At 55.1% G+C, this 26,429-nt stretch carries 28 protein-coding genes and 1 tRNA gene; 13 read left to right on the forward strand and 16 right to left on the reverse strand.

Annotated elements, in window-relative coordinates; genetic code table 11:
- Positions 1–203: 203 nt before the first annotated feature.
- The 3 genes from HB779_RS09025 to HB779_RS09035 form a co-directional block, all read right to left on the reverse strand.
- Positions 204–413: a cold-shock protein gene (locus HB779_RS09025; protein WP_091881096.1), complete on the reverse strand. Its 210-nt coding sequence runs from the start codon at positions 411–413 to the stop codon at positions 204–206.
- 366 nt (positions 414–779) lie between these two features.
- On the reverse strand, positions 780–1,046 hold the full coding sequence (locus HB779_RS09030; protein WP_244642495.1) for a hypothetical protein: 267 nt from the start codon (positions 1,044–1,046) through the stop codon (positions 780–782).
- A 50-nt stretch (positions 1,047–1,096) separates the two neighbouring features.
- Positions 1,097–1,294 carry a hypothetical protein gene (locus tag HB779_RS09035; protein WP_188345383.1) on the reverse strand — a complete coding sequence of 66 codons (198 nt, stop codon included), beginning with the start codon at positions 1,292–1,294 and terminating at the stop codon, positions 1,097–1,099.
- Between the two features lie 266 nt (positions 1,295–1,560).
- Here HB779_RS09035 and HB779_RS09040 point away from each other — a divergent pair, with 266 nt between their 5' ends.
- On the forward strand, positions 1,561–2,133 hold the full coding sequence (locus HB779_RS09040; RefSeq protein ID WP_188345384.1) for a dihydrofolate reductase family protein: 573 nt from the start codon (positions 1,561–1,563) through the stop codon (positions 2,131–2,133).
- 74 nt (positions 2,134–2,207) lie between these two features.
- On the opposite strand, the gene HB779_RS25575 is transcribed toward HB779_RS09040, so the two are convergent.
- Together HB779_RS25575 and HB779_RS09045 are read right to left on the reverse strand one after the other, a co-directional pair.
- A complete protein-coding gene (locus tag HB779_RS25575; RefSeq protein ID WP_256440636.1) occupies positions 2,208–2,339 on the reverse strand; it encodes a hypothetical protein in 132 nt (43 codons plus the stop codon).
- A 45-nt stretch (positions 2,340–2,384) separates the two neighbouring features.
- On the reverse strand, positions 2,385–2,651 hold the full coding sequence (locus tag HB779_RS09045; protein ID WP_188345385.1) for a hypothetical protein: 267 nt from the start codon (positions 2,649–2,651) through the stop codon (positions 2,385–2,387).
- A 371-nt stretch (positions 2,652–3,022) separates the two neighbouring features.
- Here HB779_RS09045 and HB779_RS09050 point away from each other — a divergent pair, with 371 nt between their 5' ends.
- Positions 3,023–3,223 carry a hypothetical protein gene (locus HB779_RS09050; protein ID WP_188345386.1) on the forward strand — a complete coding sequence of 67 codons (201 nt, stop codon included), beginning with the start codon at positions 3,023–3,025 and terminating at the stop codon, positions 3,221–3,223.
- A 35-nt stretch (positions 3,224–3,258) separates the two neighbouring features.
- On the opposite strand, the gene HB779_RS09055 is transcribed toward HB779_RS09050, so the two are convergent.
- On the reverse strand, positions 3,259–4,188 hold the full coding sequence (locus tag HB779_RS09055; protein WP_188345849.1) for a LysR family transcriptional regulator: 930 nt from the start codon (positions 4,186–4,188) through the stop codon (positions 3,259–3,261).
- Positions 4,189–4,307: 119 nt separating this feature from the next.
- On the opposite strand from HB779_RS09055, the gene HB779_RS09060 reads away from it, so the two are divergent.
- Entirely contained in the window at positions 4,308–4,907 is a 600-nt protein-coding gene (locus tag HB779_RS09060; RefSeq protein ID WP_188345387.1) for an NADPH-dependent F420 reductase, read from the forward strand.
- Between the two features lie 44 nt (positions 4,908–4,951).
- Here the strand turns inward: HB779_RS09060 and HB779_RS09065 are convergent, their stop codons facing one another.
- From HB779_RS09065 to rfbA, 5 genes are all read right to left on the reverse strand, one after another.
- Complete coding sequence (locus HB779_RS09065) at positions 4,952–6,376, reverse strand: phosphomannomutase (RefSeq protein WP_188345388.1); 1,425 nt, start codon at positions 6,374–6,376, stop codon at positions 4,952–4,954.
- Between the two features lie 82 nt (positions 6,377–6,458).
- Positions 6,459–7,343, reverse strand: coding sequence for a dTDP-4-dehydrorhamnose reductase (rfbD, locus tag HB779_RS09070; protein WP_188345389.1), 885 nt, complete (start codon positions 7,341–7,343; stop codon positions 6,459–6,461).
- Entirely contained in the window at positions 7,340–8,410 is a 1,071-nt protein-coding gene (rfbB, locus tag HB779_RS09075) for a dTDP-glucose 4,6-dehydratase (RefSeq protein ID WP_188345390.1), read from the reverse strand. The genes rfbD and rfbB overlap by 4 nt, the downstream gene beginning before the upstream one ends.
- Entirely contained in the window at positions 8,410–8,982 is a 573-nt protein-coding gene (gene rfbC, locus HB779_RS09080) for a dTDP-4-dehydrorhamnose 3,5-epimerase (RefSeq protein ID WP_188345391.1), read from the reverse strand. The genes rfbB and rfbC overlap by 1 nt, the downstream gene beginning before the upstream one ends.
- Positions 8,975–9,859 carry a glucose-1-phosphate thymidylyltransferase RfbA gene (gene rfbA, locus HB779_RS09085; protein WP_188345392.1) on the reverse strand — a complete coding sequence of 295 codons (885 nt, stop codon included), beginning with the start codon at positions 9,857–9,859 and terminating at the stop codon, positions 8,975–8,977. Before rfbA ends, rfbC begins: the two co-directional genes overlap by 8 nt.
- Before the next feature lie 208 nt (positions 9,860–10,067).
- Here rfbA and HB779_RS09090 point away from each other — a divergent pair, with 208 nt between their 5' ends.
- Together HB779_RS09090 and HB779_RS09095 are read left to right on the forward strand one after the other, a co-directional pair.
- The gene (locus HB779_RS09090; RefSeq protein WP_244642496.1) at positions 10,068–10,880 is read left to right on the forward strand and encodes an ABC transporter permease; all 813 of its coding nucleotides are present in this window, start codon (positions 10,068–10,070) and stop codon (positions 10,878–10,880) included.
- Between the two features lie 35 nt (positions 10,881–10,915).
- A complete protein-coding gene (locus HB779_RS09095) occupies positions 10,916–11,662 on the forward strand; it encodes an ABC transporter ATP-binding protein (RefSeq protein ID WP_188345393.1) in 747 nt (248 codons plus the stop codon).
- Positions 11,663–11,708: 46 nt separating this feature from the next.
- On the opposite strand, the gene HB779_RS09100 is transcribed toward HB779_RS09095, so the two are convergent.
- Both HB779_RS09100 and HB779_RS09105 read right to left on the reverse strand, forming a co-directional pair.
- Positions 11,709–12,647: a glycosyltransferase family 2 protein gene (locus HB779_RS09100; RefSeq protein WP_244642497.1), complete on the reverse strand. Its 939-nt coding sequence runs from the start codon at positions 12,645–12,647 to the stop codon at positions 11,709–11,711.
- Between the two features lie 173 nt (positions 12,648–12,820).
- Positions 12,821–13,450, reverse strand: a complete 630-nt coding sequence (locus HB779_RS09105) for a hypothetical protein (RefSeq protein ID WP_188345394.1) — start codon at positions 13,448–13,450, stop codon at positions 12,821–12,823.
- 1,004 nt (positions 13,451–14,454) lie between these two features.
- Here HB779_RS09105 and HB779_RS25400 point away from each other — a divergent pair.
- Positions 14,455–14,688 (forward strand): N-acetyltransferase, encoded by a 234-nt coding sequence (locus HB779_RS25400; protein ID WP_244642498.1) that lies wholly within the window; start codon positions 14,455–14,457, stop codon positions 14,686–14,688.
- 43 nt (positions 14,689–14,731) lie between these two features.
- Here HB779_RS25400 and HB779_RS09115 read toward each other — a convergent pair.
- Positions 14,732–14,805, reverse strand: a tRNA-Gln gene (locus HB779_RS09115).
- A gap of 308 nt (positions 14,806–15,113) precedes the next feature.
- On the opposite strand from HB779_RS09115, the gene HB779_RS09120 reads away from it, so the two are divergent.
- Together HB779_RS09120 and HB779_RS09125 are read left to right on the forward strand one after the other, a co-directional pair.
- The gene (locus HB779_RS09120; RefSeq protein ID WP_188345395.1) at positions 15,114–16,583 is read left to right on the forward strand and encodes a Ppx/GppA phosphatase family protein; all 1,470 of its coding nucleotides are present in this window, start codon (positions 15,114–15,116) and stop codon (positions 16,581–16,583) included.
- Positions 16,584–16,603: 20 nt separating this feature from the next.
- On the forward strand, positions 16,604–17,317 hold the full coding sequence (locus HB779_RS09125; protein ID WP_188345396.1) for an RlmE family RNA methyltransferase: 714 nt from the start codon (positions 16,604–16,606) through the stop codon (positions 17,315–17,317).
- 8 nt (positions 17,318–17,325) lie between these two features.
- Here the strand turns inward: HB779_RS09125 and HB779_RS09130 are convergent, their stop codons facing one another.
- Positions 17,326–18,738, reverse strand: coding sequence for an MFS transporter (locus HB779_RS09130; protein WP_188345397.1), 1,413 nt, complete (start codon positions 18,736–18,738; stop codon positions 17,326–17,328).
- Between the two features lie 250 nt (positions 18,739–18,988).
- On the opposite strand from HB779_RS09130, the gene HB779_RS09135 reads away from it, so the two are divergent.
- A complete protein-coding gene (locus HB779_RS09135; protein ID WP_188345398.1) occupies positions 18,989–19,972 on the forward strand; it encodes an MBL fold metallo-hydrolase in 984 nt (327 codons plus the stop codon).
- On the opposite strand, the gene HB779_RS09140 is transcribed toward HB779_RS09135, so the two are convergent.
- Positions 19,957–21,273: a chloride channel protein gene (locus HB779_RS09140; protein WP_188345852.1), complete on the reverse strand. Its 1,317-nt coding sequence runs from the start codon at positions 21,271–21,273 to the stop codon at positions 19,957–19,959. The genes HB779_RS09135 and HB779_RS09140 overlap by 16 nt on opposite strands.
- Positions 21,274–21,453: 180 nt before the next feature.
- Here HB779_RS09140 and HB779_RS09145 point away from each other — a divergent pair, with 180 nt between their 5' ends.
- From HB779_RS09145 to HB779_RS09160, 4 genes are all read left to right on the forward strand, one after another.
- Positions 21,454–21,873 carry a lysozyme inhibitor LprI family protein gene (locus HB779_RS09145; RefSeq protein WP_188345399.1) on the forward strand — a complete coding sequence of 140 codons (420 nt, stop codon included), beginning with the start codon at positions 21,454–21,456 and terminating at the stop codon, positions 21,871–21,873.
- Between the two features lie 175 nt (positions 21,874–22,048).
- Complete coding sequence (gene guaB / locus HB779_RS09150) at positions 22,049–23,554, forward strand: IMP dehydrogenase (protein WP_188345400.1); 1,506 nt, start codon at positions 22,049–22,051, stop codon at positions 23,552–23,554.
- A 16-nt stretch (positions 23,555–23,570) separates the two neighbouring features.
- Entirely contained in the window at positions 23,571–24,107 is a 537-nt protein-coding gene (locus tag HB779_RS09155; RefSeq protein WP_188345401.1) for a DinB family protein, read from the forward strand.
- 125 nt (positions 24,108–24,232) lie between these two features.
- Complete coding sequence (locus HB779_RS09160) at positions 24,233–26,422, forward strand: mechanosensitive ion channel family protein (protein WP_188345402.1); 2,190 nt, start codon at positions 24,233–24,235, stop codon at positions 26,420–26,422.
- The last annotated feature ends 7 nt before the right edge of the window (positions 26,423–26,429 follow it).

Below are 26,429 nucleotides of genomic sequence, written 5' to 3' on the forward strand. Positions count from 1 at the left end.
CATAGGAATGAATCGCACTGTGGAATGCCGGAAAAATTCTTTCCAGAGCTTTCTTGGCGGCTGCGCTGAAATAACTCGCGTTTTCAGCTGAAAATTCAAAATTTAGACAAAATAAAAGGCCGGGTAAACCCGACCTTCTCAAATTCATCTCTGCATTCAGTGCCAGTACATCCGTGGTCAAAGACGCTAAGACGAATTATTTTTTAGCCAGCCTGAAGCTGGTCAGCAGTCATCTTGCCGGACTTGTTGTCACGAACCAGCTCAAAGCTGATCTTCTGACCGTCGTTGAGGCTGCGCATACCAGCGCGCTCAACTGCAGAGATGTGTACGAACACATCTGCTGAACCATCGTCTGGCTGAATGAAGCCGAAGCCTTTTGTGGAATTAAACCACTTTACTGTTCCAGTGCTCATAATGAACCCTTTCAAGGAATATATTTTGGTCACCTGCCATGCGATTGCACGACAGTTTTAGCTCGATTTTTGAAGAAGGATCGTTGAGAGCGCGTGTGGCGCAATAAAACTAATTACAAACTACCAAATACCGATGGGGCATACATAGGGTCTGAAGGTCATTCCGTCAATGCTCGAGTGGAAAAAATAATTTAATTATAAAAACTTAGCGTGGTTCAACTAGAACATTTGATATTATTACTGAACAATATTACAGCAATACAAGAAGCCATTTATCGGGGCGCAAGCATTTCTCAGTTCTGGTAAATTTACTTCTGGTGCCGCCGCAAAAACGGCGTCACTGCTGCTCTGTTGCAGCTCTCTGGTCTATTTTTTGGTTGCGAGCGTTACCTTCGCCTTGGCTTTCGCAGGCTTCTTTGCCGGCGGGTTCAAGGCGCTCTCTGCTTCTTCAGCCGCTTCCTTGGCCAGACGCAGCGCTTTCAGGCGTGCGGTCTTGCTTTCCCACTTGTTTGTCTCATCATTGATGATGGCGGAAGCAGCGGCGGTTGTTGCCAGGCTTTTCTGTTCTGAAGGGCTCAGGACCCGCTTTGGGCGGACACCAACTTCAGGCATCTGTTTTGGACTATGTTTCATCGTGTCTCGCATTTTTGAGCCACAATCATCGCATGCGCAGCTCCACAAGTCTATCGTGCATTCCGATTGTGTCCGGGCGTCCAACCGCGTGCGAAGCCGTAAGACATGGCTAAAGAGGCATATTCAATCTCGCGCAGCAGGAACTCCCGTTCGGCCAGAAGGGCAGCAATCGTCGCTCTCGTATCGCCCTGATGATAGGCCAGAGCTTCATCAATTTCATCTTCCGGTTGTTTTAATATGGCGTTCATAGAAATCTCCTTTGGCATCAAGATTGCCACAACCTGGAACACTTGAAAAGAAATTTGTTCCTGTTTTGTTCTAATTTTACCCCTTGACGATTGTTATCGGGTGGCATTTCCAGGAACACGGCAATGTTTCGCAGCGCTGAAAACATGAGACACTTCAAAAATATTCGTTTGAAATGAACGCATTACATGGGGAATCTGCCAATGGCGCATCCTGCAATCACATTTATCCAATAGTGTTCGTTGCAGGGGTCAATTGGGGGATACGCATGGGAAAATCAGTGCTCTTTTTCTCCATGTCACTGGATGGCTTTATTGCCGGTCCGCAGGTCGACGTGAAGAACCCTTTGGGGAAAGGTGGTGAGCGGTTGCATCAATGGATGTTTGAAAACGTATCGCCAGCCAATGCGCAGATGTTGCGCGAACCGGCGGAACGTGTGGGTGCAGTCATTGTTGGCAGGAGAACATTCGATGTAGGCGTGGATCTGTGGGGTGACACGCCCTATCCGGTTCCAAGCTTTGTCGTGACCCACGAAAAACGCGATCCGCAACCGATGAAAAGCGCGCGCTTTGTCTTTGTCGACGATGGTATTGAAAGCGCATTGGCACAGGCACGAGCTGCGGCTGGGGACAAGGACATTATCGTCATGGGTGCAAATACGGCGCAGCAGATGTTGAAAGCAGGGTTGGCTGACGAGATCGTTCTGCAGATTGTTCCGGTGCTGCTCGGTGCTGGCAGCCGGTTGTTTGACTATATCGGCAACCAGCCGATAGAGCTGAAAACCACCCGCGTGCTGGAATCAGCTGCGGTTACACACATGACCTTCGAGATTGCCAAATAAATTAATGACGCGGCGCGATGTGAACCATCGCGCCGCGTCAAAAAATGAGACATTCCGCAAATTTGGCACCACCCTTATTTGGGCTTGCCCTTGCCGTCTGCCTGCTTGTTGATCGAGCTGCTGAACGGTACTTCGGCCTTTGCCACGACCTTTTCCTTCTTCGGCTTGCGCGTTTCTTTGTTGCTGCGTTGTTGACCTTTAGCCATGATGGTTCTCCTTCAGGTTGGATTGGTGGAACGGGCGGGAAACGGTTATTCGGCCTTGGACTGATCTTCGAGAAGGGCCGCTTCAAGGTCGAAATGATCGATTGTAAAAAGCTGGCTGGTACTCAACCTGGATGAGCGGGCCGGAACATGAATGAACGTGGCAACGCGGCGGTACGCTGCTCTCGACAGACCATCGATGAGTTCTTCGTCCTGATCAACGTCATAATCCCCTGCAGGCAGCGTTTTATCCACGCCCTTGAGCACAAATGGCGCGTCGAAATGGACGATGGAGTGTGTGGTGCGTGTGAACATGCCAACCCTCCTTTGGAAGTGGCAAGCAGCGGAATCCCGCCTGCTGTGTTCTCATCCCGGCGGACGCCGGAGATCAGTCGTCATAGAACGTTTAAAAACCCGTCGGCAACTTGGCCTATCGGCAGCTTGAAGTGAGATTGGCTGGTCGAAACCTCTAACGCGGCGAAGGGCCAAATCTGAAACTGAACCGAAGGATATCCAAAAGCCTGCATCAAAACAATCACCATCCTTTGCGGTTTAATTGCGGCCCCATATCTCTTGTCACAGAAGGGTGCTAGAGTGGCATGACTTGCCAAAATGCTGCAGATGTTTCCGCTGGACCACCGGTCCATTGCGGCCCTGTGGCTTTGCGCACGGAGGAGAAGATCCAGATGTTAAAACGCGCCATGAACTTTCTGAAAGAGATGAAGATGCCGAGTCTGCAATCACCGATTGCAAAATTGGCTATTGTCGTTCCGAAGCCCGTAAAACTGCTGGTAGCCGCTAAAAGCAAAGTACGGCGGGAGGCGACCGACAGCGATGGCAAAATCCGCCGCCAGAAGCATATGGTTGAGAGCAATCGCCTGATCTGAAAACGCGAGCGAAGCAGTTTTACAGCTGTTCCACTCTAACCCAGAACGCCAGCAAAACTGTGTGCGAGTTTGCCTTGCCGGAAGGCCTCGGCAATGAAATCCACGAACACCCGCGTCTTTGCCGGCAACAATGTGCGGCTGGCATAATAGATTGAGACGGGCCCGGCATCTGCATACCAATCCGGCAACAGACGGATGAGATTGCCGTTTTCCAGATGGGGCAGGGCCACAGGTGCGGAGATTATAGTCACACCCAGCCCAAGCAGTGCTGCCTGAAGCATGGCGGCTGGATCGTTGACCACAATCCGCTGCCGAATCGGTACCGGTATTTCTACCCCGGTTCTGTTGCGCATGATCCGGGTGGGAATGCGTCCAGTGCGCTGCTGGCGCATGACAATGCCCTCCATATCGGCAAGGGCTGCCGGATCGTCTGGCGCAGTTCGCCCCGCCATATAGTCGGGCGAGGCAACCGCCACGAGATGCAACGTCGCCAGTGACCGGGAGATCACGCCGGGCAACAGCTCGAAACCCCCGCCAATAGCCGCGTCAAATCCTTCGGCAATCAGATCCACCTGCCGGTTTTCAAAAAGCCATTCCGGCCGGATCAGCGGATAGCGCTGCAGGAAATCCGGAAGCAACGGCATGACGAAGCCGATACCGAGCGTCGGGCTCATGCTGACTTTCAATATACCGGCAGGTTCGTCGCGCTGGGCTGAAATATTGGCGATTGAAGCTTGCAGTTCATCCAGATTGCTCCCGATCGCCTGCAAGAAGCGTTCGCCTTCCTCCGTTAATGTCAAATTGCGTGTGCTGCGGTGAAACAGCCGTACTCCCAGATTGCGTTCGAGCATGGCGACATTCCGGCTGACAGCAGCTGGCGTCAGCGATAAACGGCGGGCCGCTGCTGAAAAGCTTCCGCTTTCCGCGCTGCGAGCGAATGATTCCAGATTTGCCAGTGTTTCCATCATTCATCTTTCAACGATTGCTTGAAATTACTTAAAGTCATTACCTGCTTTTCGTCAATGAATCCGTGCACCATCTTTGCTCGACGCAACCCACTCTTTCATTGGACAGGAACAGCATCATGAGCATTGGTATTATTGGATCTGGCTCGATCGGTTCGGCTTTTGCCCGGGCGCTTGCCCGGGAAAACATCGAGGCGACCATCGCCAACAGCCGCGGACCGGAATCGCTTCAGGATTTGGTCAGGGAAATTGGACCGTCGATCAACGCAGGCACTGTCCAGCAGGCCGCCAGCGCAGATATCGTGCTGATCGCCGTCAACTGGACGAAATTACCGCAGGCTCTGGCAGGCCTGCCAAACTGGGAAGGCCGTATTGTCATCGATGCTAACAATGCCATCGAGGCTCCAGCATTCAAGCCATTCGATTTGAAGGGGCGCGCTTCAAGCGAGGTGGTTGGTGATCTCGTGCCCGGCTCCCGGCTGGTTAAGGCACTCAACCATCTTCCAGCCCAGATTGTCTCCAGCGATCCAAAAGCTGAAGGCGGCAAGCGCGTTCTGTTTTATTCGGGTGATGATGCAAGTGCCAAAGCCGACGTGGCCGCCCTGTTCGAGCAGCTTGGCTTCTTCGCACTGGATCTCGGCAGCCTTGCCGTTGGCGGACAGATGGCCGGATTTCCCGGTGGTCCGCTTGCCATCCATAACTTCGTCAAGTTCGGCTAACGATGATGCAAGCAAGGGTCTGCCTAATCGGTGGGCCCTTTTCGTTACGTTTGCTTCTGCATCGCCTCTTGGGCCTGATTCAAGCCCCAGTCGAGAAGTTCCATCGCCCTGACATCGCTTGAAGCTTCGGCATAACACCGCAGTTCCGGCGCATTACCGGAGGCGCGATAGTGGATGACATCACCGCCTGCCAGAACCACCCGGGTGCCATCGATGGAATCGCTTTCTTCCACCGTTCCAATAGGTGCGAAAAAGCTCTGGCATTTTTCTGCACTCAGGAGGCTTTGCAGAAACGGTCCGCTCAGATCAGACGAAATATGTTCAAGACGGCCGCTGCGTGTGAACCTCGATGGCAGGCCGTTCAACAATTCAGAAACTTTGGTCCCATTTTTGGCTGCCATACCGAGAATGCTCAGGATCGGCAACATCGCATCGCGCGTGGGCAATGCGGCAATCGTCCGCCCGTCCATGTCAATGGTTGAGCCGAGCAGAACACCGCCATTGGCTTCGAAGCCGATAACACGTGTGTAACCGTCGCTAATCGCCTGCTGCATGCCAGCAATGACGAAGGGGGAGCCAACGCGGGTCCGGTAAACTTTTTTGAAAAACCCGCTGAGTTCGATGGCCGTGTTGGACGTTACAGGCGTGACAACCGCGTCAGCACCGAGAAAATGCGCCGTCAGTAACCCGACATTGTCACCACGCATATAGGTGCCATTTTCATCGGCAATCAACGGACGGTCAGCGTCCCCATCGGTGGAAACGAGCGCATCGAACGAAAATTCGCGTGCTGCTTGTTCGGCAAGAACGACATCTTCCGGGCGCAGCGCCTCGGTATCGACAGGGATGAATATATCCGACCGGCCCAATGGGAGCGTTGTCGCGCCGGTTGCCGTCAAAACATTGTCCAGCACATCGCGCGCAACGGAACTGTGCTGATAGATGCCAATGCGCTTGCCTTTCAGTGCAAATGTATCAAGCAGATGGGTGCAACGGTTGATATATTCCTGTGATGCGTCAGGCGCTATTGGCAGATCCGGCATATTTTTCGGCAATTGGGCACCTGCCAGATCGAGCTGCGCGATAATGCCGGCTTCGTCGGCCTTGTCGATTTCTCCGTCCGGCCGGTAGAACTTCAAGCCATTGCGGTCATCGGGAATGTGACTGCCGGTGATCATGATGGCCGGAACCTTTGAGGAAAGCGCCCTCAGTGCCAATGCCGGTGTCGGCAAGGGGCCGCAGTTTTCCGCCTGCATGCCACTTGCCTGCACGGCTGCAATGGCTGCTGCCGTGATGCGCGGACTGCTGGCGCGCAGATCATAGCCGATGAGAACCAAGCTGTTTTCCGGCGTGCCGTGGTGGCCTTTCATATGTTTGAGAAAGGCCGTCACATAAGCAAAACAGATGGAATCGGTCAGCTCGGTTACCAGCCCGCGCAGGCCACTCGTTCCAAACTTCAGACTTGTCATGGGGAATCACTGCCTATGGATTATTAGGTTCTCCAAAAGCAGTTTTCCGGTTGAACGATTTCAAGTCAACCGGTCATTGCCGTCAATTGGCGAGCAGACGTTCCACAACGGCATCGGTGGATTGTTGCCAGTCCGGAGCCTTCCAGCCAAAGACATCAGCCAGTTTCTGCGTGGAAAGGCGTGAATTAAGCGGGCGTTTGGCTTTGGTTGGATAATCCGCCGTCAGAATATCCTTTACCTCGGCAGAGGGGCCGCCTCGCTTTTGACTGGCCGCAAAAATTGCGCGGGCAAAGCCGCTCCAGTTGGTATTGCCTGTTCCAGCAAGGTGATAGATGCCGTAATCGGCAAAATCCGGATTGTCGTGCAGATGCCGGACGATGTGCAAAACCCCGTCGGCAATATCGAGTGCTGACGTGGGATTGCCCCATTGATCGCTGACGACGGAAAGCGTTGGCCGGTCGGCGGCAAGCCGGAGCATTGTCTTGGTGAAATTCTTGCCAAACGGGCTGTAAACCCAAGCCGTGCGCAGGATGATGTGACGTGGATTGGCTGTGGCAACAGCGATCTCGCCATCAAGTTTGCTCTGGCCGTAAACGCCCTGCGGGCCGGTCTTGTCGGTCTCGACATAGGGCTCGGTACCATCACCGGCGAACACATAATCTGTCGAAATTTGAACCACGGGAATACCGAGTTCTGCCGCTGCACGGGCAACAGCTCCAGCACCGTCCGCATTGATCGCATGTGCCAGAGCAGGCTCGTCCTCGGCCTGATCGACGGCCGTATAAGCGGCGGCAGAGACAATCACATCCGGTTTGACTACCGAAATAGCCGCCGCAATGGTCGATGTGTCAGACAGGTCAAGGTCAGGGCGCCCAAGAGCAATCAACTCGATTGCCGGATGGGATGCAGCCCGTTCAATCAGACTGGTAACAACCTGACCCTCTCTACCCGTGACAAGGACCTTCATGCTTTTGCCTTAACTTCCGCACCGAGACGCTCACCCGCATAGGTTCCGCTGCGGATAGGTTCCCACCACCAATCATTGGCGAGATACCACTCGATGGTCTTGGCAAGGCCGCTTTCAAATGTTTCGACCGGCTTCCAGCCAAGATCACGCTCGATCTTTGATGCATCGATGGCGTAGCGCCGGTCATGGCCGGGACGATCCGACACAAAGGTGATGAGGTCACGATAGCGTGCACCGCCCGCACGCGGGCGTTTCTGGTCGAGAATATCGCAAATCGTCTCGACAACGCTGAGGTTGGTTTTCTCGTTATGCCCGCCAATATTGTAGCTCTCACCCACCGTGCCCTTGGTCACGACAACTTCGAGCGCGCGGGCATGGTCTTCAACATAAAGCCAATCGCGGACATTCGCACCTGCGCCATAGACCGGAAGCTGCTTGCCATCCAACGCATTGAGAATGACCAGCGGGATCAGCTTTTCCGGGAAATGGAATGGCCCGTAATTGTTCGAGCAATTCGACAGAACAACCGGCAGACCATACGTCTCGTGCCAGGCGCGGACAAGGTGATCCGACGCGGCTTTCGACGCGGAATAGGGCGAAGACGGTGCATACGGCGTTTCTTCGGTAAAGATACCGCTGTCGAATGGCAGGTCGCCAAAGACTTCATCGGTCGAAATGTGATGAAAGCGAAAGGTGTTCTTGGCGTCGGGTGTCAGTTCCCGCCAATAGGCCAATGCGGCATTCAGCAACCGGAATGTTCCGACAATATTGGTTTCGATGAAAGCTGCCGGGCCATCGATTGACCGGTCCACGTGGCTTTCAGCCGCCAGATGCATGATCGCGTCGACCTTTTCCGCCCGCAGAAGATCGAGGATTGCAGTGTCGTCGCAAATGTCAGCCTGTACGAAGCGGTAATTCGGATAGTTTTCGATCTGGCGCAGTGAGGTCAGGTTGCCGGCATAGGTCAGCTTATCAACGTTGATCACCTGGTTCTGCGGATTTGCCGCCAGCTGGCGGCACACAGCCGAGCCAATGAAACCCGCGCCACCCGTTACGAGAATCTTCATTAAAAGGTTCCTTCGTTAAAAGTGAACACCTCGGCATCAGCGAGAGAGGGCGCCGCGCGGTCTTTCTCCGACAGTTGGATCTGATCGGCAGCAATGGGCCATTCAATGCCAATTTGCGGATCGTCGAAGCGGATCGACCGGTCATGCTCGGGCGAATAATAGTCTGTTACCTTATAGACAACTTCGGTGTTTTCCTCGAGCGTCATGAAACCATGGGCAAAGCCCTTGGGCACCAGAATCTGGTTCCATTTATGGGCGGAAAGCTCCAGCGCAAGCCATTGACCAAAGGTTGGCGAACCCTTGCGAATGTCCACGGCGACATCAACGATCGATCCTCTGACAACCCGCACCAGTTTGTCCTGTGCTCTGGGCGACAATTGATAATGCAGACCGCGCAAAACACCTTTGGCTGCGGAGAGCGAATGATTGTCCTGAACAAATGTGAGGTTCAAGCCCGCTTCGGTGAAGCGCGCCGCATTATAGGTTTCCGAGAAGAAACCTCTGTCATCACCAAATTTCTTTGGTGTAATTTCGAGAACGCCATCAAGGGCAAGTGTTTTTACCTCAAGCATCGGCAGCCAACTCCGCGATACGGCGCCGCAGATACGCGGCATAAGCAGTTTTACCCAGTTTCGACGCACGTTCGAGAACCTGTTCGGCCGAAATCCAGTTGTGCTGGAAGCCGATTTCCTCGGGGCAGGCAATCATCACGCCCTGGCGGTGTTCGATTGTTCGCACAAACGACGAAGCTTCGTGCAGGCTGTCATGGGTGCCGGTGTCAAGCCATGCATACCCCCGGCCAAGTTTCTGGACATGCAGATCGCCGCGCTCCAGATACACATTGTTCACAGCAGTAATTTCAAGTTCGCCGCGAGCAGACGGTTTGATATTCGCCGCAATATCGACCACGTCATTGTCATAGAAATAAAGGCCCGTCACCGCCCAGTTGGATTTTGGTTTCAACGGTTTTTCTTCAATGGAAATAGCTCGCTTGGTCACTTTATCGAACTCGACAACGCCATAGCGCTCCGGATCTTCGACATGGTAGGCAAAGACCGACGCGCCGCTTTCACGGTCGGCCGCTTCCTTGCACAGACGCGACAAACCATCACCGTAATAAATATTATCGCCCAGAACCATGGCGACATGGTCATTGCCGATGAATTCACGACCAATGATGAAAGCTTCGGCAAGGCCTTTGGGCTCGGGCTGAACCGCATAGGACAGATTCAAACCGAAATCGGCCCCGTCACCCAGCAGGTCGCGAAACACCGGCAAATCGCGTGGTGTAGAGATAATAAGGATGTCCTGGATCCCGGCCAGCATAAGCACGCTGAGCGGATAAAAAATCATGGGCTTGTCGTAAATGGGAAGTATTTGCTTCGATACCGCTATAGTCAGCGGGTAGAGCCTCGTGCCGCTCCCGCCTGCGAGTATGATACCTTTCATTGACAGCACATCCTTGTAATCGCCAAATATGAGGGCACCGTTAGCCTATCCGCATTGGTTGGGCAATATACAAGGCCGAGCACACTTAAGAGGAGATCTGGTGAGAGGGCGATTCATCCACAGGGGATGACTACGACCAACAGCCACTATTATGTCCAATTCTAATGTGCTAACGGCTGCCTCAAACATACATTGAATGAAAGATTGCATGTCTATGGCCAGAACGACCTCGCATAAGATCACTGCCTGGGAGGATGTATCCAGCTCGATTGCGAATTTCCAGCTCGCCGCCATGCTTGGCTGGCAGGATGTGGCTCAACGCTATCGCAGGTCCAGTCTTGGCGCCTTCTGGCTGACAATCAATATGGGCGTTCTTATCGGTGCTCTCGGTCTGGTTTTCGGAACGATCTTTGGCACCCCAATGGCAGAATTTCTGCCATTCATATGCCTTGGTTTGATTTTTTGGGGCTATTTCTCCCAAATTATCAATGACGGTTGTGGAACGTTCATTGCCAGCAGCGATACGATGTTGCAGCTTCCTGTTCCCTTTTTTACGTTTATCCTGAGGACCTGGTGGCGGAATACAATCATTCTTGCACATAATCTGGTTATATTTCCGATCGTACTTCTCATCTTTGCGCAATTTGTCAATTTTTACGCACTTTTGGCAATTCCAGGATTTATCCTTGTTTCGTTGAATTTGTTGTGGGTGGCGGTCGTACTCGCGATTTTGTGCACGCGGTACCGCGATCTCACGCAAATTGTGCAGAATATCATGCAGGTCGGCATGTATGTAACGCCGATCATGTGGATGCCCAACCATTTACCCGGCAAGGCATCCGCACTGATGATGGATCTCAACCCATTTTACCACCTGATCAGTGTCATCAGAAATCCATTGCTCGGTGATCCCGGTACAGGCCTGAACTGGCTGGTTGTTACAGCAATGGCAGTTATTGGCTGGATCGTCGCGCTGCTGTTCCTCAACCGCTACCGTTCGCGCATCACCTACTGGCTATGATGATCAATTCTTCAAACGATTCTGCGCAGGCCCCTATGACCTCTATGCTTCTTGAAAACGTTACCGTTGATTTTCCGATCTACAATGCCAAAAGCAGATCGTTGAAAAATCAGGTCCTCAGCATGGCAACTGGTGGCACGATCGGGTCCAATTCCGATGGCCACGTGGTTATCCGCGGGCTGGATGGCGTGAGCATGTCATTGCAGGAAGGCGATCGTCTTGGCCTGATTGGCCATAACGGATCCGGTAAAACCACGTTGTTGCGCGTTATGAGCGGCGTTTATCATCCATCAGCGGGTGACATTGTCATCAATGGAAAATGCACGTCGCTCATCAATATTTCCCTTGGCATTGATCCGGAAGCAACCGGCCGTCAGAACATCGCAATCCGTGGTGCGCTCATGGGCCTCAGAAAACGCGATATTGCTGAACGCCAGCAGGAAATCGAGGATTTCTCCGAGCTCGGTAATTTTCTTGACATGCCGGTACGGACCTATTCGACGGGTATGCAGCTTCGATTGGCCTTCTCGATTTCCACCGTTATTCAGCCCGAAATTCTCATCATGGATGAATGGCTGGCAACGGGCGATGAGGGGTTCAAGGAAAAGGCCAACGAGCGGTTGCACGATCTCGTCAACAAGACGAAGATCCTCATTGTCGCAAGCCATTCCAAAGAACTTCTCCTGAAAAACTGCTCGCGCATCATCTGGCTGGAGCACGGCAAGGTCCGTATGGACGGAGATGCCGAAACAGTGGCGAATGCCTATTTCGGCCCTTCATAGCCGAACCTCAATTGCAGAGAAGGCGCCCGTGAGGCGCCTTTCATTGTTATATCCGACGCGTCAGCGCGGCAACATACAGTCCTATTTGACCTAGGATTGTCTGCCGATAGACACCCGACTTCACGAGGTTATAAACGCGGGTGAACACATTGTTCGCCCGTACCTTGCGAAATACTTGGAAGGAGCGGCGTGCCTGATCGGTCAACAAATCCTGATTGGCGAGAAGTCCCTCAATATTGAGTTCCGTCCATTGTACAAAGCGTCCGCTGAACAGCAAGCGTATGCGTCGCAGTCGGGCCTGCATCCCAATGTTGGAACCGACCTGATTGTTGACGTGCTGACGATAGCGCACCGTCATTTCCGGTGAATAATGCACCGTACCGCCTGCGCCAGCGACGATGAGATAAATCCACCAATCATGGCTGACAAACTTGGTCCGGCCTGAAGCCTTTGCCAATATTTGTTGTGCTGTACGGTTATACAGCATCGTGTTGCCGCCAGCGAGACTTTGCACAAGAGCATTCTCAAAACTTGGCGGACGTGCAAACAACGGCGAGGGACCAAGCACTGCGCCATCCTGAGTAATCGCCAATGTGCGTGAGCCGAACAGGGCTGGTTTCGCTGGGGCGTGCTGTGCGATCCATCGCACTGATATCGCCAGCTTTTCCGGCTCCCATATGTCGTCCTGATCGGCAAAGGCATAGTAGTCGGAGATGATATCAGGATTGGTGATGAGCGCGCGGAAGTTTTCGGCAAAACCCTTGCGCGGACCCGGCAAAACCGTGAATTTGCCCTTCGCCCATTTCAGGCGCCAGGCCTCGAGCAGTTGTAGTGTCGTATCCGACGAGCCGTCATCCGATACCCAGATATCGATATGAGCATAGGTTTGTGTTTCGATTGAAGCCAGTTGTTCGTCAAGGAACTCAGCGCCATTGTATGTTGCAAGCAGGACCGAAACCACGCCGCTGGATTGTTGTTGGGTCAAAGTCTCAAGGTCCTGGTCATTGTCTGATCGCACATGAAGCTACGCCTTACCGGAACATCGATTTGCTTGCCATTCAAATTTAATCCGTGCGTGCAGAATGGCCGCGAACGTGCAAAGCGGCAGGAGAGGGCATTGCGATAGTCAAAAGTTATGCCTGCGAACCCGTACCCGGCTCATGCCGCGCGCTGCGCCTTGTCATTCGATAGCGCTACCCAATAGGGTCGCCCGCCGGGATCCATGGTCACGCGCAGAAAGATGTGGGAACTGCAATCGGCCCAGAGTTCCCTTGGCAGCCGCAGCGAACCGTTGGTCCAGCGCCATGACGTGCCGTTTTCCGTTTCCAGATAATGAAAGCCCTCACCAAGCCGGGAGTCGTTGATGCTGATCTCGCGGTTGCAGTGCCGGCCGTCGTTGATATGAAGCCCATGGATGGAGATGCCAAGCCGGCGACTGTCTCCGCTATCAGACCATTCCGCAGGAATGAAAGTTTCCGATATAAGCCGCACCTCCCTGGCCCACTCCGGAATGAGAAAGCCAGCCACGCCATCGCCAAGTTCCGGGTCGATCCGTATGCCATCAACCAGAAGGTGAATGTCCGCATCAGTGGCGTTGGACAGCTGCGCATGGCGGGGACTTGCCTTCGCTTGGACGCTCATTTCGCCCACGTTCCAGGGCAGGCGATATTCTGCAGGGGCATTCTGGATGAACAAGCCATTTGCGATTGCGATTTCATGGTGATTGAGTTCGGTATGCGTATGAATGACGTCATCAGCTTCATCGGTGCGGGAATGGACGGCGTTCATAAAGCAGTCGCCAGGGCTTAGCCACAAGGTGTCACTAGTGTCGCTTTCCCAAGTAACTGTTTTCACATTCGTCACCCTCGCCGGTAATGTTGCATATGTATTCAGCAGGATATGCAATACATAATTGCTCTGCGTGTATACTTTTCTATAATATACGAGATGCCAAAATAAACTTTTTGTAAAATTAAGTTATAATAATTATAAAATACAGCAACATGACGAATATCGCGTTTTTATTCAAATTTGCCAGTGATTTTTGCTTATCGTGTATCCCGCAGCATTCTTCGAGACGCGAACGATATCAAAAAATACCGTCCCCTGAACGCACCATCCTACATGAGAGAGCCCACATTTACTGTCTGCGTTTGGTTAATCGGTAAATCCCATGCTTGTTGGCCTGAGTTCTCAACATACCCAGAGTTGCGAATGGAAACTCTTTGGCGATTTCAGACGGAGGCGTGGAGGGATAAAGCGCGCGAAGCCGCTCAATCTCCTCATGTGTCCATTTATGGTCCGGTCTGGTCAAACCCATGAGCTGACACTGGCTTTTGATTGCAGCCATGGATCTATGGGGGGAGAGCCTGTCTCATCGTTTCAAAGTGAGGATAGAGCTTGCGGCACACGAGAAGCTCGACATGCGAGAATCGTACATTCTTCCTCTTTGATGTTGGTTCGTCGTCCATATTTTGCTTCGCGACTTCGTTTCATTCGCGCTTGATATATCTGAACAATGACAAGACTTATAGAGGGCTGGGGAAGTTCGTGTTTGAATGCCCTGCGAAACGCTGCGAACACAACAACATTCAATGTAAGGCTGGAATTCATGGTAACCCTGACGGTCAGCACAATCGTCGACGCAGACATTGAAGACCTCATCGGCGAAGGATTGGACGAATACAATATCGCGAGAGGCGGGCCATACAATCACGAGGAATTGTGGGTTACCGCGCGACGCAAATGGAATCGTTCAGGCAGGGCTGAAGGCCCAAACTGCTTATGCGTGGATGTTTGTCGACTGGCTCTGGGTTCGGCCTTCAAGCCGTAAAACCGGATTGGGGACGCGACTGCTCGAAAAGGCCGAGGCTGTCGCCCGTGAGCGAGGGTGCCTTGGCGCACATCTGGAAACATTCACATTCCAGGCACCCGATTTCTACAGGCGATTTGGATATGAGGAGTTCGGTCGTATCGACAATTATCCGCCCGGACATGCGACGATCTGGATGAAGAAGACGTTTTAGTCAGCGCAGCGAGCGTAACCGGTTGATTTATCGTGAAAAAGTTTGGCTGGGGAACCTGGATTCGAACCAGGACTAACGGAGTCAGAGTCCGTGGGTCTACCGTTAACCTATTCCCCAACAATCGCCTGAAAAGCGACAGCCGATTTGGCCGGTGCGGGGGTCATATAGTCCAATTCGCCTGATATGCAAACCCCTCATCGCATGGTTTTTGTCAATCGCATGACTTTTTCACAGGCAGACCAATTCCGGCTGGCGGCATATTGTCGATGCGCTCCGTAAACCGTCCATATGTATGGTGCCAAGGGCTAATTTGCCCAAAGCACTTTTATATTCGGCAAATGATGTTACATTGGCTTCAACGTTAATGAACAAGCGCCTTGCCTGCGTCCTCTTTGAGGTTCGCGCGGCGCCCGAAGGATAAGATTTTGAAAGACCCCGAATCGGACGCTCGCAAGGCGTCGAAAGAAGGGGCGTCTGGCGGTGATCCGGTGTCAAATGGCATCACGCATCCCGCCAAGAACGGACCCGGGCCTCAAGGGGGACCTGCGCACCAGTCGCAGGCGAACCAGCCCGATTCCAATGAAGGACGCTTCGACAAGAACCCCAAGAAACGTGCACGCCGCCGTCGGCGCGGCAAGTCGAAGCACGGCGTTGTTTCGGCGGAAAGTCCTGTTGCCGCAACTGTTGCACCGGAAGCAGTCAGTGAACCAAGTGTGGCGGCGCAGGCCAAGACCGGCAAAAAGCGCCGCCCCAACCGCCACAGACGCCGCGGCCGGGCCGGAGCAAAGCAACTGGAAGCGGCGATTGCCGTATCAGCTGTTGCTGCACCCGAAGGACCGACCAAGCCCATCGACGCGGATAGCACCCGGCGTGAGCCCCGCTATGCCGGTGCGCCGCTTTATGCTGCGCTTGATCTTGGCACCAACAATTGCCGCCTGCTTGTGGCAACGCCCACACGGCCGGGCCAGTTCCGCGTCATCGATGCGTTCTCGCGCATTGTCCGGCTCGGCGAAGGCCTTGGCGCGAGCGGCCGCCTGAGCCAGAACGCTATGAGCCGGGCCATCGAAGCGCTCAAAATATGCCGGGACAAGCTCGAAAATCATGATGTGCGCAAAGCGCGTCTCATTGCTACTGAAGCGTGCCGTCAGGCGGAAAACGGCGAAGAATTCCTGGATCAGGTCAAGCACGAGACCGGTCTCGATCTCGAAATCATCAATCGCCAGACCGAGGCGCGTCTGGCAGTGTCCGGTTGCGGTACGCTGGTCGAGCGTGAAACCGATGCGGTTGTCCTGTTCGACATTGGCGGTGGTTCATCCGAGATTGCCCTGATCGATCTGTCGGAACGCCGCTCGCCGCGGCTCGCCGAGCATATCATTGCGTGGACCTCGCTGCCTGTGGGTGTCGTCACGCTGGCCGAACGGTTTGGCGGGCGCGACGTCACCGTCGATAATTTCGCCGTCATGGTCAATCACGTGGCGGAACTGATCAATGATTTCACCGAACGGCACAAGCTCGGCGATCTCGTAAAGAGCCAGAACTTTCATCTGCTCGGCACGTCTGGCACGGTTACGACCCTTGCCGGCATTCATCTGGGCCTTGATCGCTATGACAGGCGCCGCATCGATGGTATCTGGATGCAGAATGACGATGTGACGGAGATGACAAGTCGGCTGCTGTCGTGGAGTTTTGACGAGCGCGTCGCCAATCCCTGCATCGGGGCCGACCGGGCGGATCTTGTGCTTGCCGGCTGCGCCATTCTCGATGCCATCCGCAATGTCTGGCCCAGCCAGAAACTGCGCGTGGCGGATCGCGGTCTGCGCGAAGGTATTTTGACTGAACTCATGTCGCGCGATGGCGCGTGGCGCAATCGCTGGTTTCGCGCCAATGTCGCGTAAAAGAGGGGCGTAATTTCCCAATGGCTAAAACAACAACGGGCGGGCGCGGCGGTACAGGTACGCGCGGCCTTCATACCAAGATCAAGAAGAAGGCAGGCACGATCAAGGAATCGTCACGCCGCTGGCTCGAGCGTCACATTAACGATCCCTATGTGCAGCGATCAAAGGCCGATGGCTACCGGTCACGCGCCGCCTATAAGCTCATCGAGATCGATGACCGCTACAAGATTTTGAAAAAAGGTCAGCGCATCATCGATCTGGGCGCGGCTCCCGGTGGCTGGAGCCAGATTGCTGCCAGCATTGTCGGCTCGCCGGAAGATGTGCCGACTGTGGTCGGTATCGACTACCTGCATATCGATCCCCTGCCGGGTGTGACATTGCTGGAGATGGATTTTCTGGATGACGCGGCACCGGACAAACTGATCGAAGCGCTCGGCGGCCTGCCTGACATCGTTCTGTCCGACATGGCTGCGCCGACAACTGGCCACCGCCGCACCGATCATATCCGTACGACGCATCTGTGCGAAGTTGCTGCGGATTTTGCCGTGTCCGTGCTGCGTCCGGGCGGGCATTTCCTCACCAAGACGTTTCAGGGCGGCACGGAGAACGAAGTGCTGACGCTGTTGAAGAAGCACTTCAAATCCGTGCATCACGTCAAGCCGCCGGCATCCCGTGCGGAGTCGGTCGAGCTTTACCTGCTCGCCCGCGACTTCAAGGGCAAATCTCAAGACTAGAGCCAGGACTAGGCGACAGTTTCTTCAACAGGTGTTGCTTGTGCCGTCACCCGGTGGCCGGATACTTCGGCTCCCGCGTCCGGCTTCATGCGGACGAATGAGAAGAATGCCAGCGACGACACGGCTGCAACCAGGAAGAACGCCGTGTGGAAATCTGACAGCTGCAGCGGTCCGCCATGCATGCTGGTGGTGACTTCAAGAATGCCACCGGCAACGGCAACACCCAGCGCAATCGATATTTGCTGCGCCACTGACGCGATAGGTGTGGCGAGGCTGGTCTGCTCATTGGGCACTTCCGCATAACCAAGCGCATTGGTGCCGGTGAAGAACAGCGAGCGGAAAAAGCCAGCGACGAGCAGCAGCACAATGATGATCGCCGTTGGTGTCTCCGGTGTGAAAAAGCCATTCATGGCAATGAAGCTTGCGGCGACCAGCGAACCATACATCAGCGCATTGCGAAAGCCGGTCTTGCGGAAGAACCATGTGGTCACAAGCTTCATACCGATGGCGCCTGCCGCTGAAACAAACGTGATGAGACCGGACTGAAAGGGCGTCATGCCGAAGCCGATCTGAAACATCAGCGGCAGCAGGAAAGGTGTTGCGCCAACGCCAATCCGGAACAGACTGCCGCCGACAATCGAAGCCCGGAATACCGGGTTCTTGAACAAATCAAGCGCCAGCAATGGTTCCGGTGTGCGTTTCGCGTGGATCAGATAAAGAACTGTCGAGACAATGCCGATGGCCAGCGTTGAGAACCCGACCCACGCGGGCAGGGCAGGCAGGCTGACAACGGACAGCCCGAAAACCACGCCGGAAGCGGCAATCCCGCTAAGAAAAAAGCCTGTTACATCCAGCTTGCGCTGGATCAGCGTTTCTACATCCGGCAGATAGCGCGTGGCAAACCAGATACCCGCAAGGCCGATTGGCACGTTGATCAGGAAAATCCAGTGCCAGGTAAAATAGGTGGTGAGGAACCCGCCGATGGGTGGCCCGAGCAGCGGACCAACCAGTGCCGGTACAGTGAGCCAAGCCATGGCACCGACAAGTTCGCTGCGCGGGGTGGAGCGCACCAGAACCAGCCGTCCGACCGGCGTCATCATCGCGCCGCCGACCCCCTGCACAAAGCGCGAGACGACAAAGGCAAGCAGCGAGTTGGAAACGGCGCAGGCGATGGAGCCGAGAACGAACACAACAATGGCGGCGCGAAAGACATTCTTGGCACCGAAACGGTCGGCCATCCAGCCACTGACCGGAATGAACACCGCGAGTGACACGAGATAGGCAGTTAGGGCCAGCTTCAGCGCAATCGGGCTGGTGCCGATATCGGCGGCAATAGCGGGCAGGGATGTCGAGATGACAGTCGAGTCCATCTGTTCCATGAACAGGGCAATCGCCAGCACGAGCGGAACAATGCGGTTCACAATGAATTCCAGTTCTCAAGAAAGGGTTCGGAAAACAAACATGGGTCCGTCGTGGGACTCAGAATAATAACCCTGTATTGCTGGGGGTTGCGATAGCACCGGCGCGCCAGCCGCTCAAGCACCGATCAATCAGATGTGATCCAGCGCGGGGCTTTTTTCGGTTATGCAAAGAGGAACAGTTCAGCAGCGGCAGCGTTGCACGCAGTGATATCCCAATCGCAATCCCAAGACGTTTGATGGAGATATTCCCATGACTCCCTATGAAATTTCCCGCCGTGACCTGTTTCTTGCTTCGAGCGCTATCGCTGGAGGGTTGGCCCTGTCGCAGGGCATGGCAGTTGCTGCCGAAACCCCGGTTCCGCAATCGGATGTGAAATCACCGGGGTTCAAGCGTTTCAAGCTTGGCTCGTTTGAAATCACCACGCTTCTCGATGGTTTGCGCCCGTCTGGCGGGCCTTTCCCCACCTTCGGCGCCGATCAGAGCCAGGAAAAAGTCGGCGAATTGATGCGCGCCAACTTCCTCCCGGAGACGAAATTCGTCAATGGTTTCGCGCCGGTACTGATCAATACGGGCTCCGAACTTATCCTGTTTGATACGGGTTTCGGTGCTGCTGGTCGCGAAAACGGTTTTGGCCAGCTCGAAGCCAATATGAAAGCGGCGGGTTACACGCCCGATCAGGTCAGCATTGTCGTGCTTACCCATATGCACGGCGATCATATCGGCGGCTTGATGAATGGCGACACGCCGGGCTTTGCCAATGCGCGCTATGTCGCAGGGCAGATTGAGTATGATTTCTGGACTGATCCTGCCCGTGCAGGGACTCCGGCTGAGGCTGGTGCCAAGGGTGTTGCGGCGAAGGTGAAGCCGCTGGCGGAAAAGACCACCTTCATCAAGGCAGGTGCTTCAATCGTTTCGGGTATCACCAGCGAAGCCGCCTATGGCCACACCCCCGGCCATATGATTTTTCATGTGGAGTCAGAGGGCAAGCGCGTGGTGCTGACGGCCGATACCGCCAATCATTACGTCGCATCCCTGCAGCGCCCGGAATGGGAAGTGGCGTTCGACACGGATCGCGCCAAAGGCATCGAAACCCGCAAGCGCGTGCTGGATATGATTGCCACCGATAAGGTGCCATTCATTGGCTACCATATGCCGTTCCCGTCAGCCGGTTACCTCGAACGGCTCGGCAGCGGTTACCGCTTTGTCCCGGTAACCTATCAGTTCGACGTCTGATCCTGTGCTGCTGCTGCGGCGGCTTCGGCGCGTTTGCGCCGGATCGCATCGGCAATGAAGACGCGTGACAGCGCGTGATACAGGGGTTCGTGCGAGATGATCCGCGCCGTGCCGTAGCCAAGCATGGATGTGCACATCAGCGCGATAACACTGTCATGGCTGCCGGTCATTTCCAGAATGATGACGAAGGCAGTCATTGGTGCCTGCACCACTCCGGCAAAATATCCGGCCATGCCGAGCACAGCGGCAAGGCCGATATTGCTGCCGGTCAGCAAGCCAACAGAGCTGCCGAAGCTCGCGCCGACGGAAAGAGACGGCGCGAAGATGCCGCCGGGAATGCCTGAAACCATCGACAGGAAACTTGCGAGCAGCTTTTCCAGAAAGAAGTACCAGGGCAGCGCATGCCCTTCGACGGCGCCGCGTGCCTGCTCGTAACCTGTATCGAATGTAGTGCCACCTGACGCAACGCCGATGGCCGCGACAGCAAACCCGCAAATGCCTGCCAGCAGCAATGTCCGGCGGAAGGGATCCGGCGTTGTCCAGCGTTTGATGCGGCGCAGGGCTTTCACTGCGCCCGCGCTGAAACAGGCGCCGAAGGCGCCGCCGCCCACACCGCACAGGATCACCAGCAGCCAATCGGAAAAACTGGTGGCGATGGTTCCCGATGAACCGAAATAAGTATAGTTGCCGACAAGACCAATGGCCGCGAGGCCCGACAAAATGACCGCCGTCAGCACCAGCCCGTTGGTGCGTGCCTCATAGGACCGGCCCATTTCCTCAATGGCAAAGACGATACCGGCGAGCGGCGTGTTGAACGCGGCGGCAATGCCTGCCGCTGAACCCGCCAGAATAAGACCGCGCGCCTGCGCCATGCCGCCCCAGCGCGCCACCTGCAACATCAGCGATGCACCGACCTGCACGGTGGGGCCTTCGCGCCCTATAGAAGCACCGGAAAACAATCCGACGACCGTTAACAGGATTTTGCCGAAGACCATCCGCAATGACAGCAATTTTACGCGGTCGTCATGGTCGTTCAGATGCCGCGCCGCAATGGCTTGCGGGATGCCGCTGCCCTGCGCATTCGGGAAAAAGCTGTAGGCCATATAGGCGCATAAGACGAAGCCAAGCGGGGTGATGATCAGCGGCAGGAATGTCGTCCAGCCGGTTGTGCCGATCACTCCATGAAAACTCTGTTGGGCAAGATCAGCCAGCTTGGCGAAGAGCACACTGATGACGCCGATGGCGATTGCACCCGCCCAGAATACAAGGCGCGGCCGCCAGACGCGGGTATTGCCCCACATGGCGCGGGACCGGCGCAGGAAGGAAACTTTTCGGTAAATCGGACGCACGGCAATTCCTGACGATCGGCAATGAATGGGCGGGTATTGTTTCAATATGCTGGAAAATGCCACGGCAGTCCCGACAATTCGCCCTTTTCTTGCCAAGATGCACAGGGCATTTTGCCGCCCAAGGAGGACATCATGCAACGATTCTATGGTTTGGTTCTGCTCTCACTGGCCCTCAGTGCCGTTTCGCCTGCCTTTGCCGCTTCCCCGGAGGAAAAGGTTGATCCGATCGACAAGGCGGCAACCGAATGTCTGAACAGCCCTGCAGGACAGACGACGTCGGGAATGGTCGATTGTTCGCACAAGGCTTTTGTCGCCTACGACAAGCAGTTGAACGAGACGTACAAGAAGGTTCTGGCCTCGGTTGATCCTGAATCCGCCAAACTGATCAAAGATGCCCAGCGCAAATGGGTGGCGTGGCGCGAGGCACAGATCAAGGCCGATGATGGTCCATGGCGGGCTGATCGCGGTACGATTGCCAGCATGGATATCGAGGCGATGAATGTCGATGCCGTGCGCGCCCGCATCAAAGAACTACAATATTATGCGCAGTGAATACGGTTTCTACCACCGGTAGCGTGTTGCGCTCGCAAGACTGTTTCAGGGATAAATACGTTTCCATCTTTCCAAACCGACATATCCATGTTACCAGCCCGTGCCAATTCACCTGAACATTACTGACTCGGCGCACCGCCATCGTGGTGCGCTTGTCGCATTTTAAGGAATTGGTATGGCAAAAATTGTTGAATCCGCGACAGGCGCAATGGCGCTGACCTTTGACGATGTCCTGCTTCAGCCAGGTCATTCCGAGGTCATGCCCGGCCAGACCGACATTCGCACCCGCATCGCCGCTGATATTGAACTCAACCTGCCGCTGCTCTCTGCAGCCATGGATACAGTCACCGAGTCGCGTCTTGCCATCGCCATGGCACAGGCGGGCGGCATGGGCGTCATCCACCGCAATCTGACACCGGAACTGCAGGCCGAAGAGGTCCGTCAGGTCAAGAAATTCGAATCCGGCATGGTCGTCAATCCCGTCACCATCGGCCCGGACGCGACGCTTGCCGATGCACAGGCGCTGATGCGCGCGCACGGCATTTCCGGTATTCCCGTTGTTGAAAATGCAGGCGAAGGCAGCCGCAAGCCGGGCCGTCTCGTTGGTATCCTGACCAACCGCGATGTGCGGTTTGCTTCTGATCCCAATCAGAAGATTTACGAACTGATGACGCGTGAAAACCTCATCACCGTGCGCGAAAACAACGTTCAGCACGAAGAAGCCAAGCGTCTTTTGCACCAGCACCGCATCGAGAAACTGCTGGTTGTTGATGGCAAGGGTCACTGCGTTGGCCTGATCACCGTCAAGGATATGGAAAAGTCGCAGCTCAATCCCAATGCTGCCAAGGATGCCCAGGGACGCCTGCGCGTTGCTGCCGCTTCCAGCGTTGGCGAAGACGGCTTCGAGCGTGCCGAGCGGTTGATCGCTGCCGGTGTGGACGTTCTCGTCATCGACACGGCACATGGACATTCGCAGCGTGTGCTCGATGCAGTCACCCGCGCCAAGAAGATGTCGAATGCGGTGCGTATCATCGCCGGTAATGTCGCCACTGCTGCCGGAACCCAGGCCCTGATCGATGCGGGTGCTGACGCGGTCAAGGTTGGTATCGGCCCTGGCTCTATCTGCACCACGCGTATCGTCGCCGGCGTTGGCGTGCCGCAGTTGTCCGCGATCATGTCGGCGGTTGAAGCCGCACACAAGTCAGGTATTCCCGTCATCGCCGATGGTGGCATCAAATATTCCGGCGATTTCGCCAAGGCGCTGGCCGCCGGTGCTTCGGCCGCTATGGCCGGTTCCGCATTGGCTGGTACCGAGGAAAGCCCCGGCGAGGTCTATCTCTATCAGGGGCGCTCGTTCAAAGCCTATCGCGGCATGGGGTCCGTTGGCGCCATGGCACGCGGTTCGGCAGACCGTTACTTCCAGGCCGAAGTACGCGACGAGCTGAAACTGGTGCCGGAAGGCATTGAAGGTCAGGTTGCATACAAGGGTCCGGTTTCCGGTGTTCTGCACCAGCTCGCAGGCGGTCTTCGCGCCTCGATGGGCTATGTCGGTGCCAAGAACCTTGAAGAGTTCCGTGAAAAGGCAACATTCGTGCGCATCACCAATGCGGGCCTGCGCGAAAGCCATACGCATGATGTGACGATCACCCGCGAAAGCCCGAACTATCCGGGCGGTAACTGACCGGAGCGCGGAGGTCATGTCTGACAACACCCTCCGCGATCACTTCTCGGCCATGGCGCGTAACAGCGCCTGGTCAAACCACCGTTTGCTCAGTGCCTGCGCCGGGTTGACCGATGCGGAATTTGCGCAGGAGCGCACGAGTTTCTTTCCATCGATCCAGATGACGCTCAACCACAATCTCATCGTCGATCAAATCTATCTGGCTGATATGACCGGTCTTGGCCGCAGGAATATCAGCCTTGTCGGCGATATTCCTTATCCCAAACTGGCTGATCTGAAGAAAGCGCAAGAAGCGTTTGATGCCGATCTCATCGCCTTTTGCGATGGCCTGAACGCTGCGGATATGGATCGCATTGTTCCCATCGAATGGCATGACGGTACCATTTCCCAGGAACCGGTCCGACACGTCCTGTCACATCTGTTCGTGCATCAGATCCACCATCGTGGTCAGGCACATGCCATGCTGGCAGGAACCAAGGTTCCACCGCCGCAACTCGATGAATTTTTCCTCAATTATGACAAGCCGCGCCGCAAGGGCGAACCGTTTGCCTGACAGGCAACGAGGCTTCTTTGTTGACAGACAATGCATGCCGGAATGTGATAGATAAATCATAATCTGCGGGGGCTGAGTGGCAACAGTCCGTGCAGGCATGATCACTCTTTTGTTGATGGCAGACCATGAGCTTTTTTCATTCTTCATTGCTGAAAATCTTGATTGGCATTTTTGCGGCATTGTTTTTGCTGGCGTCACCCGTGTTTGCACAGACGACACCCGCTGCAGAACCGCATGCTACGCCGAAGGTGGATCAGTTTCTCCAGCTTCTGTCTGATCCCGAGGTGAAAACATGGCTGGAAAAAGAGCTGGCAAAACCGGACTCTCCGGCTGCGGCTGCGGATGCTCAGTCAACTGAAACCAGCCCAATGGCAAAGTCGATGGTGTCCTCGTCGCTGGAAACCGTAAAACGGCATGTCGAACGCGTTGGCCAAACCATTCCCGATCTGCCGCGGCAATTTATGCAGGCACGTTCAACGGTCATGCAGGATCTCAGCGCGCGGGGCGGGCTGCTGGGCGTTTTTCTGCTTGTGGCCGTATTCATTGCGGCAGGAATCGCGATGACACGGCTGGTTTTTCACCTGACTGTCCGGTTCCGCCGGTGGCTCATCAGCTTGTCAAAGGACACCCCTCAAGGCCGTGCGAAGAAAATCAGTGCTCGCTTCCTGTACTCGATCCTCTTGATCCTCGCATTCAGTCTTGGCAGCACCGGCGCCTTCATGATCTTCGATTGGCCGCCATTGCTGCGTGAAGTCGTTCTGGCCTACCTGACTGCGGCAACCGGTACATGGGCAGTGAACATGTTCTGCAAAGCCGGGCTGATTACATCCAAGATGCATGTGGCGCATTCCGAAGAAGTGCGTGCATTGCCAATATCCAACGAGACAGCCGATCACTGGAGCCGCTGGCTTGTCATCATCGCTGGCTGGTTCTTCTTCGTTGAAGCGACATTCTCCCTGCTTCCGCTGCTCGGGTTGAACTCTGACGGCATAGTCGTTCTGACGATCCCGACCTATTTTGTCCTGCTCTGCCTGGTCCTCGTTGCAATTTGGCTGCGGCCGCATGCTCCCCGCATTGAAGGAAAGCGCCAGCTTGTCAGTCACACAGCTGCGACCTGGCTTTTGACCGTCTACTTCATCGGTCTGTGGTTGCTGCAACTGACGGGATCATGGACAGCGTTTTCGGTTGTTCTTCTCGCCTTCGCCATACCTCTCATGGTTATTGTGGCTCACAAGGCGGTTCACTTCATATTGCGGCCGGCATCGGTCGAAGCAGGCGGAGCAACGATCCCGGCAGTGACTCTCGCTGTTATTGATCGCGGTATCCGGGTCGCCCTTATCGTGCTTGCCGTATTTTTTGCGGCGCGCATGTGGGGTGTCAGCATGTCGAGCATGCAAAACCCGGAAAATCCGACAACAACGCTGATCATGCGCGGTCTTTTAAACACGCTTGTCATTGCGCTCGCAGCCGATTTTGGCTGGAGCATCATCAAGGCGTTGATCGAGCGGAAGCTTGGCATTCATCGCCATCCGGAAGACGAACAGGCAGAGATAGATCCCCAGCAGGCGCGGCTTCGCACGCTGCTGCCGATCATCCAGAACATTCTCTTCGCGTCGATCGTGATCATGGCAATCCTGATGATCCTGTCATCGATCGGTATTCAGATAGGACCGTTGATTGCGGGCGCGGGCGTGGTCGGCGTGGCCATCGGTTTTGGTGCACAGACCGTGGTCAAAGACGTTATATCAGGTGTTTTTTACCTGCTCGACGACGCGTTCCGCATTGGCGAATATATCAGCAGCGGCAAGTATATGGGTACGGTGGAAAGCTTCAGCTTGCGCTCGATCAAGCTGCGCCACCATCGCGGCCCGATCTTCACCATACCCTTTGGCGAACTTGGCGCGGTGCAAAATCAGAGCCGGGATTGGACGACCGACAAGTTCAACATTACGGTCGGCTTTGATACGGACGTCGAGGTTGCACGCAAGCTCGTCAAACGCGTCGGCGCACAGCTTGCCGAAGATCCGGAATTTGCACCCTGGGTGATCGAACCGATCAAGATGCAGGGTGTTCAGGAGTTTGGCGAGTACGGTATTGTGTTGCGCATGAAGATGACCACCAAACCCGGCGGTGCCTTTGCGATGAAACGCAAATTCTTCATCGCCGTGCAAAAGGCCTTCAAGGAGAACCATATCGAACTGCCTTTCCCGACTGTGCATGTGCAGAAAGGCGAGGACGCGCCCACTGCCATTGCACAAACCGTAACGGCGCGGCGCAAGCGCGCCGCCGTGGCGAAAGCGGCAGATGCGGCATAAGGGAAGC

The sequence above is a fragment of the Phyllobacterium sp. 628 genome (assembly GCF_014189505.1).
GTDB lineage: Bacteria > Pseudomonadota > Alphaproteobacteria > Rhizobiales > Rhizobiaceae > Phyllobacterium.

Bases quoted from the DNA above. Each gene is read 5' to 3' on its own strand.
- HB779_RS09025 (WP_091881096.1), bottom strand. From the start codon at position 413: ATGAGCACTGGAACAGTAAAGTGGTTTAATTCCACAAAAGGCTTCGGC.
- HB779_RS09030 (WP_244642495.1), bottom strand. From the start codon at position 1,046: ATGAAACATAGTCCAAAACAGATGCCTGAAGTTGGTGTCCGCCCAAAG.
- HB779_RS09035 (WP_188345383.1), bottom strand. From the start codon at position 1,294: ATGAACGCCATATTAAAACAACCGGAAGATGAAATTGATGAAGCTCTG.
- HB779_RS09040 (WP_188345384.1), top strand. From the start codon at position 1,561: ATGGGAAAATCAGTGCTCTTTTTCTCCATGTCACTGGATGGCTTTATT.
- HB779_RS25575 (WP_256440636.1), bottom strand. From the start codon at position 2,339: ATGGCTAAAGGTCAACAACGCAGCAACAAAGAAACGCGCAAGCCGAAG.
- HB779_RS09045 (WP_188345385.1), bottom strand. From the start codon at position 2,651: ATGTTCACACGCACCACACACTCCATCGTCCATTTCGACGCGCCATTT.
- HB779_RS09050 (WP_188345386.1), top strand. From the start codon at position 3,023: ATGTTAAAACGCGCCATGAACTTTCTGAAAGAGATGAAGATGCCGAGT.
- HB779_RS09055 (WP_188345849.1), bottom strand. From the start codon at position 4,188: ATGGAAACACTGGCAAATCTGGAATCATTCGCTCGCAGCGCGGAAAGC.
- HB779_RS09060 (WP_188345387.1), top strand. From the start codon at position 4,308: ATGAGCATTGGTATTATTGGATCTGGCTCGATCGGTTCGGCTTTTGCC.
- HB779_RS09065 (WP_188345388.1), bottom strand. From the start codon at position 6,376: ATGACAAGTCTGAAGTTTGGAACGAGTGGCCTGCGCGGGCTGGTAACC.
- rfbD (WP_188345389.1), bottom strand. From the start codon at position 7,343: ATGAAGGTCCTTGTCACGGGTAGAGAGGGTCAGGTTGTTACCAGTCTG.
- rfbB (WP_188345390.1), bottom strand. From the start codon at position 8,410: ATGAAGATTCTCGTAACGGGTGGCGCGGGTTTCATTGGCTCGGCTGTG.
- rfbC (WP_188345391.1), bottom strand. From the start codon at position 8,982: ATGCTTGAGGTAAAAACACTTGCCCTTGATGGCGTTCTCGAAATTACA.
- rfbA (WP_188345392.1), bottom strand. From the start codon at position 9,859: ATGAAAGGTATCATACTCGCAGGCGGGAGCGGCACGAGGCTCTACCCG.
- HB779_RS09090 (WP_244642496.1), top strand. From the start codon at position 10,068: ATGTCTATGGCCAGAACGACCTCGCATAAGATCACTGCCTGGGAGGAT.
- HB779_RS09095 (WP_188345393.1), top strand. From the start codon at position 10,916: ATGACCTCTATGCTTCTTGAAAACGTTACCGTTGATTTTCCGATCTAC.
- HB779_RS09105 (WP_188345394.1), bottom strand. From the start codon at position 13,450: ATGAACGCCGTCCATTCCCGCACCGATGAAGCTGATGACGTCATTCAT.
- HB779_RS25400 (WP_244642498.1), top strand. From the start codon at position 14,455: ATGTTTGTCGACTGGCTCTGGGTTCGGCCTTCAAGCCGTAAAACCGGA.
- HB779_RS09125 (WP_188345396.1), top strand. From the start codon at position 16,604: ATGGCTAAAACAACAACGGGCGGGCGCGGCGGTACAGGTACGCGCGGC.
- HB779_RS09135 (WP_188345398.1), top strand. From the start codon at position 18,989: ATGACTCCCTATGAAATTTCCCGCCGTGACCTGTTTCTTGCTTCGAGC.
- HB779_RS09140 (WP_188345852.1), bottom strand. From the start codon at position 21,273: ATGTGGGGCAATACCCGCGTCTGGCGGCCGCGCCTTGTATTCTGGGCG.
- HB779_RS09145 (WP_188345399.1), top strand. From the start codon at position 21,454: ATGCAACGATTCTATGGTTTGGTTCTGCTCTCACTGGCCCTCAGTGCC.
- guaB (WP_188345400.1), top strand. From the start codon at position 22,049: ATGGCAAAAATTGTTGAATCCGCGACAGGCGCAATGGCGCTGACCTTT.
- HB779_RS09155 (WP_188345401.1), top strand. From the start codon at position 23,571: ATGTCTGACAACACCCTCCGCGATCACTTCTCGGCCATGGCGCGTAAC.
- HB779_RS09160 (WP_188345402.1), top strand. From the start codon at position 24,233: ATGAGCTTTTTTCATTCTTCATTGCTGAAAATCTTGATTGGCATTTTT.